This is a genomic window from Pseudomonas corni (assembly GCF_057128765.1).
The window spans coordinates 224102-236194 of sequence record NZ_JBSKHW010000008.1 but is presented as its reverse complement, the minus strand read 5'-3'; the positions used below and the strand labels follow the sequence as shown (position 1 = coordinate 236194).

The window sequence follows — 12093 nt, the reverse complement described above, 5'->3', positions numbered from 1 at the left end:
TCAAATACCCGACCTATTAAGCGCTGTATTGTCCGACAGTTCGATAAGCGGATGCCCCGTGGGGGCTGGTGACTCGGCTTGATGAGCAGCCAGCTGCCTAATAACCCTGTTCATTTAAAAGCCGGTGGTGTGGCGTGTGCGGCCCCCTGCGGACGTACCGGCGGGCCGTGACTGCAAGGCGCCCGAAGGTGCCCATCTCACCGGATGGACCGGGCTGGCCTCAAGGGCTCCGATACCCGAGCAGCAGCCAAAGTGTTCAAGCAATTGTTGCTGTTCTTCATCATCCATCAACAACTGGCCCGAGTGCGGATCGATCAGTTCAACCTGCCAGGCCAGCAACGAAAAGCAGCTTCGCAGGGATTCCAGCGCCTTGGCATGGATGCGCCCGGCGGCGTGGGCAAAGTACAGCAAATAGCGTAGCTGGCGGGCGAAGCTGGCGAGGGGGGCGACGCTGGCCTTGTCTGCTTCGCCGGCTATTTTCTGCAGGGAGTCAAGCAGGCATTCGATGGCATCCTTGTCATCGCTGATCAACTCCAAATGTGCCAGGCATTCATCCGAACGAGTCAGTAATGCCTGGGCATCACTGAGAAACTCACTGTGTAGCTGATGCCACTCATTGCCGTTCAGCATGCGTAATCTCCACTGTCCATGTACGGCGATCGAAGGTCGCGCGTGGCGAGAGGCATCAAATTAGTGTCGAACGCAACGGAATGTATGTAGGGCGTTTCTGATTGTTTCCGATCGTTCGGACAAGTTGTGACCGGATCGGCTTTAGGCGGCCAGCTGCGCTGTTGCGATCGGAGCGCAACCGCAGACAGGTTGAACGGTTCGGGGATTTCCTTGAGCACGACCACGAACCTGACTCCATTCGTTCAGTGAGAATGGCGTCACAGTAATGGCTATTAGGAACTACGAATATCAGGTTTGTCCCGAGGGTGGCTCAGGGGTACCCCTAGGTGCGTGCCAGCAGATGCTTCCATTTGCGATTAAGGTCTGGCGGGACCGTGCCGATAGCGTGTTAGTGGAATCAATATGAACCTTGCTCCAGGAGCAACAGATGGCTGGCATTCTCGACACCGTAGATCAACGCACACAATTGGTGGGTGAGAACCGCCTGGAAATTCTCATGTTTCGCTTGGCCGGCCGGCAGCTGTTTGCGATCAACGTGTTCAAGGTTCAGGAAGTACTTCAACTGCCCAAGCTCACGCTGATGCCCCAGCGGCACCCCTTTGTCTGCGGCGTGGTCAATCTGCGCGGCCAGACCCTGCCAGTCATTGACCTGTCGCAAGCCATCGGTATGCGTCCGTTGGTGCCGAGCCCGTCCAGCACGATCATCGTCACTGAGTACAACCGTTCCGTGCAGGCGTTTTTGGTCGGTGGCGTGGACCGCATCGTCAACATGAACTGGGAAGCCATTTTGCCGCCGCCCACCAGCGCAGGTCGCCAGCATTACCTGACGGCCATCAGCAAGGTCGATGATCAGTTGGTTGAAATCATCGACGTTGAGAAGGTGCTGGCCGAAATCGTCCCGTACAGCGCCAAGGTCTCCCGCGAGAAGCTCGAAGACCCGGTTCTGGAGCGCGCGCGCGGACGTGAAGTGTTGCTGGTCGACGACTCCAACGTGGCCTTGGCGCAGTTGCGCGAAACGCTTGGGCAACTGGGGGTGAAGATGCACGTTGCCCGCGACGGCCTCAAGGCATTGAACATGCTCAAGGCTTGGGCCGATACCGGCGAGGTCATGACCGACAAGCTGCTAATGGTCTTCACCGACGCGGAAATGCCGGAAATGGACGGCTACCGCCTGACCACTGAAATCCGTAATGACCCGCGCCTGCGGGGGCTCTATGTGGTGTTGCACACTTCGCTGTCGGGCAGCTTCAACGAGTCCATGGTCAAGAAAGTCGGGTGCGACAACTTCCTCTCCAAATTCCAGCCGGACAAACTGGTGGACGTGGTGCGCGAGCGCCTGATGCTCGATAACAAATAATCAGCTTTTCCAGCCCTCGTGACCGGCTACGTGCCGGTCGCGGGGGCTTTTTTTTTGTATCTGTATGGCTGTGGCCGGACATCGCCTCGTATAAAGTGGCGCCTTTATCGCTCGCAAGAAGGAAGCGTTCATGCCACAGCTCAGCGCGTTGTATCGGTACCCCCTCAAGTCCTGTAAAGCCGAATCGTTGCAAAAGGCGAGTTTCGATCAGTTGGGGTTGGCGGGGGATCGACGCTGGATGTTGGTGGACGAGAGCAATGGCCGGTTTTTTACCCAGCGTGCGCTGCCGCAAATGTCGCAGCTGTCTGTGCTCTGGAATGAAGCGGGCGGCGTGACGTTATCGGCGCCAGGCCATGAAGCGCTGGAGGTGTCGGTGCCGGAAGACGTCGAAGCGAACCTGCGCGGGATTACGGTCTGGCGCGACTCCTTCCGCGTACCGGACGCAGGTGATGAAGCGGCGCGCTGGGTCAGTGACTTCATCGGCAAGCCGACGCGCATGGTGCATATGCCAGCGGAGCGAGCGCGCTGGTTACCCAGCGGATTTGGCGAGATCAATGACCGCGTCAGCTTTGCCGATGGTTTTCCGTTGCTGCTGATTGGTCAGGCATCGGTGGACGATTTATCCGGCAAGATCGGCCGCCAGCAGGAGATGCTGCGCTTCAGGCCGAATCTGGTGGTGGAGGGCGCAGAAGCCTTCGCCGAGGACGGCTGGAAACGTATCCGCATCGGTGAGATGGAGTTCCGGCTACTCGTCGGCTGTGCGCGATGCATCCTTACCACCATTGACCCGGCCACCGGTCAACGCACCGAAGACCGCGAACCGCTGACGACGCTCAAGACCTATCGCGAGTGGGAAGGGAATATCTGGTTTGGGCAGAACGTGGTCAGTGACGGACCCGGCGTGCTTGAAGTGGGAATGCCGGTCGAGGTGCTTGAATAGCGTGCAGCCCGGGATCGCGGGAACGCGGTTTCTGTAGGAGCCAACTTGTTGGCGAGCGGAGCGATACGGTGTGTCAGGTGTATCGCCTCGCGAACCAGTTCGCTCCTACAGGATCACGTTACAAATCATCAAAAAACCGTTCGTGCCAATCCACCAGTGGCTGCGGTGCATTGAGCTTCTGGCCGTAGATCACGGCATAAGACAGCACGTTCTGAACGTACTGACGGGTTTCGTCGAACGGAATGCTTTCTACCCACACATCGAACGCCAGGTGGTTGGCGCCGCGAAGCCACTGGCGTACCCGCCCAGGACCCGCGTTATAGGCCGCTGAAGCCAACACCCGATTGCCGTTGAACTGGCTGTGAACCTGGCTCAGATAAGCCGCACCTAACTGGATGTTCTTGTCCGGGTCCAACACCTGGGCAGGGGACGCCAGTGGGATACTGAATTTGCGTGCGGTCTCTTTGGCCGTGGCCGGCATCAATTGCATCAGACCACTGGCGCCCACGCCGGAGCGTGCGTCGTCCATGAACGCGCTTTCCTGACGCGTGATCGCGAACACCCAGCTTGAATGCAGTCCGCGCACTTGCGCTTCGCGGACCAGAGTGTCGCGGTGGGCCATCGGGAAGCGGATATCCAGGTCGTCCCAATACTGCGCCTGACTGATGGTGCGAATCGCCGGGAAATACCACTTCATGTCGTAGGCCAGCTTGGCCTGAGCGACCATTTCATCGCGATTGAAGCGGCGCGTGACGTGGTACCACTCGCGTCGACCGTCGACGATCTGCCCGCGCTGGTAAAACTCCAGCGCCCGGCGCACGCCCGGCGTATTGCGCACCTTGTTGACGGTGGCCTGGCTGAGCATCAGCGGCTTGTTGTTCAGTTGGTAGGGGGTCTGAATACGATCAGCCGCGAGGAAACCGTAAAAATCACGCTCCTTTGCCACACCCTTGTATAGCGCGGGCAACAGCTGACTGTTGGGCTGCGCCAGTTCCAGTGAGCGTGCCTGCCAATAGCGCCAGCGATTGGTGGTTGCCAAGGTTTGTGGCAGGCGGCGAGTCAGCTCGTAAGCATCCTCCCAGCGGCCCAGACGCAGCAGCAAGCGCAGGCGCCATTCGGTCACGGTGTCGTCGCGCAGGTCCGGGTCGTATTTGGTCATCACCTCCAGCGCGCGGCCGTCGTAGCTGCGGGCCAGGGTCAGGCCGATTTCCTTGGCGATCTGTACCTGTTCTTCATGGGAGAAACGCAGTGTAGGAGCGTAAGCGTCCAGCAGCTCCAGCGCGCGCTGGGGGTCTTGCTTGGCAAGGCGACGCAGGCCCAGGCCGACCACGTCGGACATCGCCTCGTCGGCTGGCAGGAATTGTGCCCGGTTGTTGACCATCTCCGGTTTTTGCGCCACGGCGATCAGCAGACGACCCTGAGGCGCGAGAGAGTTCAGGCTGTTGACCAGTTGATTGGCCAGCGCATAGTTGCGGGTCTGGGCAGCCAGTTTGGCGCGCTGCCAGCGTTTCTGTTCAGTGAGTTGACCGTCAGCAGCCCACTGAGCGAAAAACGCATCGCAGGCGGCGGGCAGAGTCTTGCCGGTCATCCACAGCTTCTCGGCGTTGGCATAACCTTCGCTACGCAAGTTATGACCCAGCTGGTACTGGCCATACAGGCAGTCCAGTTCGACGAAGTTGTTTTTAGGATCGTAGTGCTCGACAAACGGTTGCCAGTCACCACGGGAAGCCAGCAAGCGCAGCCAGCGCAGCTTCATGTAGTTGGCCTGAGGCAGGTCACCGTGGTCAGCGAAGAATTTTTCGACTTCCTGATTGCTCGCCGTGTTGAGGCGGGCGGTCAGCTCGTCGTAAGCGAGATACGGCTCAAGGGGATAATCGGCCAGCGCCGCGCCGTACATCCGGTAAGGGCCGGCATCCCCTTTGGCCAGCGCACGCTTGGCTTCATCGTAATACTGGCGTTGTTGGGAAAGGTCGACCGCTTGGACAGACTGGGCGGCGGTCGCCGACAGAAGCAGGCAGGACAAAAGACTGAACAAACGACTGCGCATGAGACTTCCGTGCAGATGAATCGTGAAAAGTGCCGCTAGCTTAGCGGTTTGCCAGCGCCTGTTGAAGCGTCGTGGCATCGACGGTCACTGATAGAAACAAACACCCCGTATAAATACTGTTATTTGGACCAAGGGCGCCACATCTGACATCCAATGCCCACATGGATCGGGTATCTCAGGTAGAATGCGCGCCCGGTTTTTGGAGAAGCTCATGACCCTGCTCAAATTCAGCGATGTGTCCCTTGCGTTCGGCGCCATGCCGTTATTAGACAAGGTGTCGTGGCAGATCGCCCGTGGTGAGCGGGTCTGCATCATCGGTCGCAATGGCACTGGTAAATCCAGCATGCTCAAGCTGGTCAAAGGCGTGCAAAAGCCCGATGACGGCAGCGTCTGGCGTGCGCCCGGTCTGAAAATCGGCGAATTGCCCCAGGAATTGCCGGTGGCCGACGAACGTACTGTGTTCGACGTCGTGGCTGAAGGCCTTGATGGCGTTGGCGCTTTGCTCGCCGAATACCACCACCTGAGCCAGAACATCGTCACCGCCGAGGACCTGGACAAACTGATGCACGTCCAGCAAGACCTCGAAGCCCGTGACGGCTGGCGCTTGCAGCAACTGGTCGACAGCACCTTGAGCCGCCTGCAGTTGCCCGCCGACAAAACCCTGGCCGAACTTTCCGGCGGCTGGCGTCGCCGTGTACTGCTGGCCCAGGCGCTGGTGTCCGAGCCCGACCTGCTGCTGCTCGACGAGCCCACCAACCACCTGGACATCGGTGCAATTGCCTGGCTCGAAGAAGCACTCAAGGATTTTCAGGGTGCCGTGCTGTTCATTACGCACGACCGGTCCTTCCTGCAGAACCTCGCCACGCGCATCCTCGAACTGGATCGCGGTGGCCTGATCGACTGGAACGGCGACTACGCCAGCTTCCTGGTGCACAAGGAAGCGGCACTTGCGGCGGAAGAAACCGCCAACGCGCTGTTCGATAAGCGTCTGGCCCAGGAAGAAGTTTGGATCCGTCAAGGCATCAAGGCACGACGCACCCGTAACGAAGGCCGCGTCCGCGCGCTGAAAGAATTGCGCGTCGAACGCAGCGAACGCCGCGAGCGCACCGGCAAGGCCAACATTCAGCTGGATACCGCTGATAAGTCCGGCAAGCAGGTAATGGTGCTCGACAACGTCAGCTTCGCTCACCCGGGCGGCCCGATGTTGATCAAGGACTTCTCCATGGTCCTGCAGCGCGAAGACCGTATCGGTCTGCTGGGTGCCAACGGTACCGGCAAAACCACGCTGCTCAAGCTGATGCTCGATAACCTGCAACCTACCAGCGGCAGCGTTGAAGTCGGCACGCGTCTGGACGTGGCTTACTTCGATCAGCTGCGCCATCAGCTGGATCTGGAAAAAACCGTTATCGACAACGTCGCCGAAGGGCGCGATTTCATCGATATCGATGGCCAGAGCCGCCACGTTCTCAGTTATCTGGGCGATTTCCTGTTCAGCCCGCAGCGTGCCCGTACGCCGGTCAAAGCGTTGTCTGGTGGTGAGCGTGCGCGCCTGTTGCTGGCCAAACTGTTCAGCAAACCAGCCAACCTGTTGGTACTCGACGAACCGACCAACGACCTGGACGTAGAGACCCTTGAGCTGCTTGAAGAAGTGCTGTTGACCTTCAAGGGCACCGTTTTGATGGTCAGCCACGACCGGGCATTCCTCGACAACGTCGTGACCAGCACCCTGGTGTTCGAAGGCGAAGGCAAGGTTCGCGAGTTCGTCGGTGGCTATCAGGACTGGCTGCGTCAGGGCGGTTCGCCGCGTCTGCTGGGCGTGACGGACAGTAAATCCGGCAAAGCAGAACTGGCCACTGCGGTGACTGCCGCCGAGCCGGTCGCCGCTGCTGAAATGCCGGTCGCGAAGAAGAAGCTCAGCTACAAGTTGCAGCGCGAGCTCGAAGCGTTGCCGGGGCAGATCGATGCTGTCGAGTCAAAAATGGCCGTACTGACGGCTGAGATGGCCGAGCCTGCTTTCTATCAGCGTCCTGCCGAGCAGACCACTGCGGTCATCGCTCAGCTGGAAAGTCTGCAAGGCGAGCTTGACGGGTTGCTGGAGCGCTGGGCTGAGCTGGACGACTGATCGACCAAGGGTCGAGACGTAAAAAAGCCCGAGCCCCTTCAAGGGTTCGGGCTTTTTGCTGGTGCGGGGAAACGCGCTTATTCGGCGCGCTTGACCAGGCGTACGGCCAGTACGTCGCACGGTGCGCCGTGAAGTACGTCGTTGGCGGTGGAGCCCAGCAGCAGTGACAGGCCGTGACGGCCATGGCTGCCGACCACGATCAGATCGCAGTGATATTCCTTGGCAAGCTGATGGATTTCCTGGCGCGGCTGGCCGTAGGTCAAGTGGCTGTCGCCGGTCTTCACTTCTGGATACTTGAGTTTCAATGCTTCGAGCTTTTCCTTGGCCTGGTCGAACTGTTGCTGTTGAAGCTGCGAAAGATCCATAGGGACATCGCCACCGAAAGCCATGGCCATTGGCTCTACAATGTGCACCAGCGACAGCTTGGCTTCGCTGGCGAGTGCCAGATTCATGGCCCGTTTGATGACCGGATCGCACTCTTCAGTGAGGTCCACGGCAACCAAAATATGTGTATAGGACATGGGATGTTCCTTCTGAGGTTTGCGATGGTTTTAATTATGGCTCTTTTCACGCGCCTCATGGCACGCCTTTATATCTGCAACTGCGGCCGTTTCGAGCAGGGAACAGGCAAATGACGGTATGGATCGTGGTCGCAATCCTTGCCGCCGTCCTGAGCCCTTTGGTCTGGCTGCGTCCGTCGCGGCAGCAGAGTGGCAGAATGGCGTTGCGGATGGAAGCCAGACGCATGGGTCTGGCGATGCAATTAATGCCCCAGGACTGGCCGCATTGGCTGCCTAAGGAGCCGCCAAGCCCTTGCGCGCAATACCATCGCCCGCGTCGATCCTCCAAGCCAGACAGTTGGGTGTACTTTCAGACGGAACCCGGCGTATGGCTCAATCAGTGGCGCGAGCCCTGTGAGGACGCGCGTTTGATCGAGCAGTTTCAGACGCTACCAGCCGACACGTACAAGGTGGAGGCGGGTAAACAGTTGATCGCGTTGTATTGGGGTGAGAAAGGCGAGGAGCAAGTGTTGCAGCGCATTACAGCGGTGCTCAAAGCGCTCGCTTGACCTGTAGCTCGTCAAATCCCAGGCATTAAAAAGCCCGATAACAACATCGGGCCGGGGTTGGCCAGGCAGGCCGATAATTCTGGGTGTTCTTAATTCAGGAAACTTTGCGGTGCAACGCCGCGAACCGGTGTATTCAAGGCTGCATTTTGTCGAAACGACCCGTCTTGATGCGCGGTGCGCTGAATGTAGACCTAATTGGTGCATTTGTCTGCGCCCCATCCATATTTTTTATCTGTATAGCAGCCGACGCCTGCGGAGCATTTGACGTTTATTTCCCGTGTTTAAAATCATCAACGTACTGAATGCGTGTTCATCAGCGGCGCGTTGCGACCCGGATTTGCCGCTTATGTCCCCTGCTGGCTCAATTGACAATTGCAGGAATATGGATGAAGGTAGGCGCACCCAATCAAACGGGCGTATGAATTGAGCGTTTGCCGTAGGAATGCTCTGACAGGCGCCCGAGTCGTGTCGACGGGGTGCCTGGTGTTTGGTGGTCTGTAGCGGCGAAACTGCCGTGTCTTTCGCCGGAATCAGCGTCCGATACGTATTGTTCAGCTTCCATATCGTGGAGATCAGTTGATGATTTACGAAGGTAAAGCCATCACGGTTAAGGCTCTTGAAAGTGGCATCGTCGAACTGAAATTCGACCTCAAGGGTGAGTCCGTCAACAAGTTCAATCGCCTCACCCTCAATGACCTGCGTCAGGCCATTGAAGCCATCAAAGCCGATGCCTCGGTCAAAGGCGTCATCGTCACCAGCGGCAAAGACGTGTTTATCGTCGGCGCTGACATCACCGAATTCGTCGAAAATTTCAAACTGCCAGACGCAGAGCTGGTCGCGGGCAATCTGGAAGCCAACCGGATTTTCAGCGATTTCGAAGACCTGAATGTACCCACAGTTGCCGCTATCAATGGCATCGCGCTAGGCGGTGGTCTTGAGATGTGCCTGGCGGCGGACTTCCGCGTCATGTCCACCACCGCCAAAATCGGCTTGCCTGAAGTCAAACTGGGTATCTACCCGGGCTTCGGTGGCACCGTACGCCTTCCGCGGCTGATCGGCGTCGACAATGCTGTCGAGTGGATCGCCTCCGGTAAGGACAATCGCGCTGAAGATGCACTGAAAGTGGGCGCGGTCGATGCGGTGGTCGTGCCTGAGAAACTTCATGAAGCGGCATTGGACCTGATCAAGCGCGCCATTTCCGGCGAGTTCGATTTCAAGGCCAAGCGTCAGCCCAAGCTTGAAAAGCTCAAGCTGAACGCCATCGAACAGATGATGGCTTTCGAAACCGCCAAAGGTTTTGTTGCTGGTCAGGCAGGCCCGAACTATCCGGCGCCGGTCGAAGCGATCAAGAGTATCCAGAAGGCGGCCAACTTCGGTCGCGAAAAAGCGCTGGAAATCGAAGCGGCCGGTTTCGTCAAATTGGCGAAAACCTCGGCTGCTGAAAGCCTGATCGGGCTGTTCCTGAACGATCAGGAACTGAAAAAGAAAGCCAAGATCTACGGCGAAGTCGCCAAAGACGTGAAGCAGGCTGCCGTGCTCGGCGCTGGCATCATGGGCGGCGGTATCGCTTATCAGTCGGCTGTCAAAGGCACGCCGATCCTGATGAAAGACATTCGCGAAGAGGCCATTCAATTGGGCCTAGGCGAGGCGTCGAAGTTGCTGGGCAAGCGCGTTGAGAAAGGTCGTCTGACGGCGGACAAAATGGCCGAAGCGCTTAACGCGATTCGTCCGACGCTGTCCTACGGCGATTTCGGCAACGTCGATCTGGTCGTAGAAGCGGTCGTGGAAAACCCGAAGGTCAAGCAAGCGGTATTGGCCGAAGTCGAAGGGCAGGTGGGTGAAGACACCATCTTGGCTTCCAATACCTCGACCATTTCCATCAGCCTGCTCGCCAAAGCCCTCAAGCGTCCGGAAAACTTTGTCGGCATGCATTTCTTCAACCCGGTACACATGATGCCGCTGGTGGAAGTCATCCGGGGCGAGAAGTCCAGCGAAGTGGCCGTCGCCACCACCGTGGCTTACGCCAAAAAAATGGGCAAGAACCCGATCGTCGTCAACGACTGCCCGGGCTTTTTGGTCAACCGCATCTTGTTCCCGTATTTCGGCGGTTTTGCCAAGCTCGTCAGCGCTGGTGTCGACTTCGTACGCATCGATAAAGTGATGGAAAAATTCGGCTGGCCAATGGGCCCGGCGTACCTGATGGACGTGGTCGGCATCGACACCGGCCACCACGGTCGCGACGTCATGGCTGAAGGCTTCCCGGACCGTATGAAGGACGACCGTCGTTCGGCAGTTGATGCGCTGTACGAAGCGGATCGTCTGGGCCAGAAGAACGGCAAAGGCTTTTATGTCTACGAGACCGACAAGAAGGGCAAACCGAAGAAGGTCGTCGATGCTTCCGTGCTGGAAGTGCTCAAGCCGATCGTCTACGAGCACCGTGAAGTCAGCGACGAAGACATCATCAACTGGATGATGATTCCGTTGTGCCTGGAAACCGTGCGCTGCCTGGAAGACGGCATTGTCGACACCGCGGCCGAGGCCGACATGGGCCTGATCTACGGCATCGGCTTCCCTCCGTTCCGTGGTGGCGCGCTGCGCTATATCGATTCGATTGGTGTGGCCGAGTTCGTTGCCCTGGCTGACAAATACGCTGATCTGGGCGCGCTGTACCACCCCACTGCGAAGCTGCGCGAGATGGCCAAGAACGGCCAGAGCTTCTTCGGTTAAGTGCCCAACGAGTAGGTGAATATATGAGCTTGAATCCGAAAGACGTCGTGATTGTCGACTTCGGTCGCACCCCGATGGGCCGCTCCAAGGGTGGCATGCACCGCAATACCCGCGCCGAAGACATGTCGGCGCATCTGATCAGCAAACTGCTGGAACGCAACGCCAAGGTCGACCCGGCAGAAGTCGAGGACGTGATCTGGGGCTGCGTTAACCAGACGCTGGAGCAAGGCTGGAACATCGCGCGCATGGCGTCGCTGATGACCCAGATTCCGCACACCTCGGCGGCACAAACCGTGAGCCGCCTCTGCGGTTCATCCATGAGCGCGCTGCATACTGCTGCTCAGGCAATCATGACCGGCAACGGCGATGTATTCGTGATCGGCGGTGTCGAGCACATGGGGCATGTCGGCATGATGCATGGCGTCGATCCCAACCCGCACATGTCGCTGTATGCAGCGAAGGCCTCGGGCATGATGGGCCTGACGGCGGAAATGCTCGGCAAAATGCACGGCGTGACTCGGGAGCAGCAGGACGCCTTTGGCGTGCGCTCCCACAGGCTGGCGCATCAGGCTACCGTTGAAGGCAACTTCAAAGACGAAATCATCCCGATGCAAGGGTATGACGAGAACGGCTTCCTGAAGATGTTCGACTACGACGAGACCATTCGTCCAGAAACCACGCTGGAAAGTCTGGCGGCGTTGAAACCTGCGTTCAACCCGAAAGGCGGCACTGTGACAGCGGGTACTTCCTCGCAAATCACCGACGGCGCGTCGTGCATGATCGTGATGTCCGGGCAACGTGCCATGGACCTTGGCATCCAGCCGCTGGCGGTTATCCGCTCGATGGCGGTGGCGGGCGTGGACCCTGCAATCATGGGTTATGGTCCGGTACCGGCGACCCAGAAAGCACTCAAGCGCGCAGGCCTCTCGATCGGCGATATCGACTACTTTGAACTCAACGAAGCCTTCGCCGCGCAAGCGCTGCCAGTGCTCAAAGATTTGAAAGTACTCGACAAGATGGAAGAGAAGGTTAACCTGCACGGCGGCGCCATTGCCCTGGGCCATCCATTTGGATGTTCGGGCGCGCGTATCTCCGGTACCTTGCTCAATGTCATGAAGCAGAAAGGCGGCACCCTGGGTGTTGCAACCATGTGCATTGGACTGGGACAGGGCATCACCACCGTGTTTGAACGCGTTTAATC

At 58.4% G+C, this 12093-nt stretch carries 9 protein-coding genes; 6 read left to right on the top strand and 3 right to left on the bottom strand.

The features are described 5' to 3' along the window. Positions 1 to 114: 114 nt before the first annotated feature. Entirely contained in the window at positions 115 to 630 is a 516-nt protein-coding gene (locus ACWKV9_RS14905; protein WP_483836874.1) for a hypothetical protein, read from the bottom strand. Between the two features lie 427 nt (positions 631 to 1057). Between ACWKV9_RS14905 and ACWKV9_RS14900 the strand changes: the two genes are divergently transcribed. After that, positions 1058 to 1987, top strand: a complete 930-nt coding sequence (locus ACWKV9_RS14900; protein ID WP_483836873.1) for a chemotaxis protein CheV — start codon at positions 1058 to 1060, stop codon at positions 1985 to 1987. Positions 1988 to 2117: 130 nt separating this feature from the next. Then, the gene (locus ACWKV9_RS14895) at positions 2118 to 2927 is read left to right on the top strand and encodes an MOSC domain-containing protein (RefSeq protein WP_483836872.1); all 810 of its coding nucleotides are present in this window, start codon (positions 2118 to 2120) and stop codon (positions 2925 to 2927) included. A gap of 118 nt (positions 2928 to 3045) precedes the next feature. Here the strand turns inward: ACWKV9_RS14895 and ACWKV9_RS14890 are convergent, their stop codons facing one another. Further along, entirely contained in the window at positions 3046 to 4974 is a 1929-nt protein-coding gene (locus ACWKV9_RS14890; protein ID WP_483836871.1) for a transglycosylase SLT domain-containing protein, read from the bottom strand. Between the two features lie 211 nt (positions 4975 to 5185). Here ACWKV9_RS14890 and ACWKV9_RS14885 point away from each other — a divergent pair, with 211 nt between their 5' ends. After that, positions 5186 to 7096, top strand: a complete 1911-nt coding sequence (locus ACWKV9_RS14885) for an ATP-binding cassette domain-containing protein (RefSeq protein WP_483836870.1) — start codon at positions 5186 to 5188, stop codon at positions 7094 to 7096. Positions 7097 to 7173: 77 nt separating this feature from the next. On the opposite strand, the gene ACWKV9_RS14880 is transcribed toward ACWKV9_RS14885, so the two are convergent. After that, the gene (locus ACWKV9_RS14880) at positions 7174 to 7617 is read right to left on the bottom strand and encodes a universal stress protein (RefSeq protein ID WP_483836869.1); all 444 of its coding nucleotides are present in this window, start codon (positions 7615 to 7617) and stop codon (positions 7174 to 7176) included. Between the two features lie 110 nt (positions 7618 to 7727). On the opposite strand from ACWKV9_RS14880, the gene ACWKV9_RS14875 reads away from it, so the two are divergent. The 3 genes from ACWKV9_RS14875 to fadA all read left to right on the top strand — a co-directional run bounded on the left by ACWKV9_RS14875 (position 7728) and on the right by fadA (position 12091). Next, positions 7728 to 8165 carry a hypothetical protein gene (locus tag ACWKV9_RS14875; RefSeq protein WP_483836868.1) on the top strand — a complete coding sequence of 146 codons (438 nt, stop codon included), beginning with the start codon at positions 7728 to 7730 and terminating at the stop codon, positions 8163 to 8165. A 579-nt stretch (positions 8166 to 8744) separates the two neighbouring features. Next, on the top strand, positions 8745 to 10892 hold the full coding sequence (gene fadB / locus ACWKV9_RS14870; protein WP_483836867.1) for a fatty acid oxidation complex subunit alpha FadB: 2148 nt from the start codon (positions 8745 to 8747) through the stop codon (positions 10890 to 10892). A gap of 23 nt (positions 10893 to 10915) precedes the next feature. Further along, on the top strand, positions 10916 to 12091 hold the full coding sequence (gene fadA / locus ACWKV9_RS14865) for an acetyl-CoA C-acyltransferase FadA (protein WP_483836866.1): 1176 nt from the start codon (positions 10916 to 10918) through the stop codon (positions 12089 to 12091). The last annotated feature ends 2 nt before the right edge of the window (positions 12092 to 12093 follow it).

Coding starts and splice junctions, on each gene's coding strand:
- ACWKV9_RS14905 (WP_483836874.1), bottom strand. CDS start 630: ATGCTGAACGGCAATGAGTGGCATCAGCTACACAGTGAGTTTCTCAGT.
- ACWKV9_RS14900 (WP_483836873.1), top strand. CDS start 1,058: ATGGCTGGCATTCTCGACACCGTAGATCAACGCACACAATTGGTGGGT.
- ACWKV9_RS14895 (WP_483836872.1), top strand. CDS start 2,118: ATGCCACAGCTCAGCGCGTTGTATCGGTACCCCCTCAAGTCCTGTAAA.
- ACWKV9_RS14890 (WP_483836871.1), bottom strand. CDS start 4,974: ATGCGCAGTCGTTTGTTCAGTCTTTTGTCCTGCCTGCTTCTGTCGGCG.
- ACWKV9_RS14885 (WP_483836870.1), top strand. CDS start 5,186: ATGACCCTGCTCAAATTCAGCGATGTGTCCCTTGCGTTCGGCGCCATG.
- ACWKV9_RS14880 (WP_483836869.1), bottom strand. CDS start 7,617: ATGTCCTATACACATATTTTGGTTGCCGTGGACCTCACTGAAGAGTGC.
- ACWKV9_RS14875 (WP_483836868.1), top strand. CDS start 7,728: ATGACGGTATGGATCGTGGTCGCAATCCTTGCCGCCGTCCTGAGCCCT.
- fadB (WP_483836867.1), top strand. CDS start 8,745: ATGATTTACGAAGGTAAAGCCATCACGGTTAAGGCTCTTGAAAGTGGC.
- fadA (WP_483836866.1), top strand. CDS start 10,916: ATGAGCTTGAATCCGAAAGACGTCGTGATTGTCGACTTCGGTCGCACC.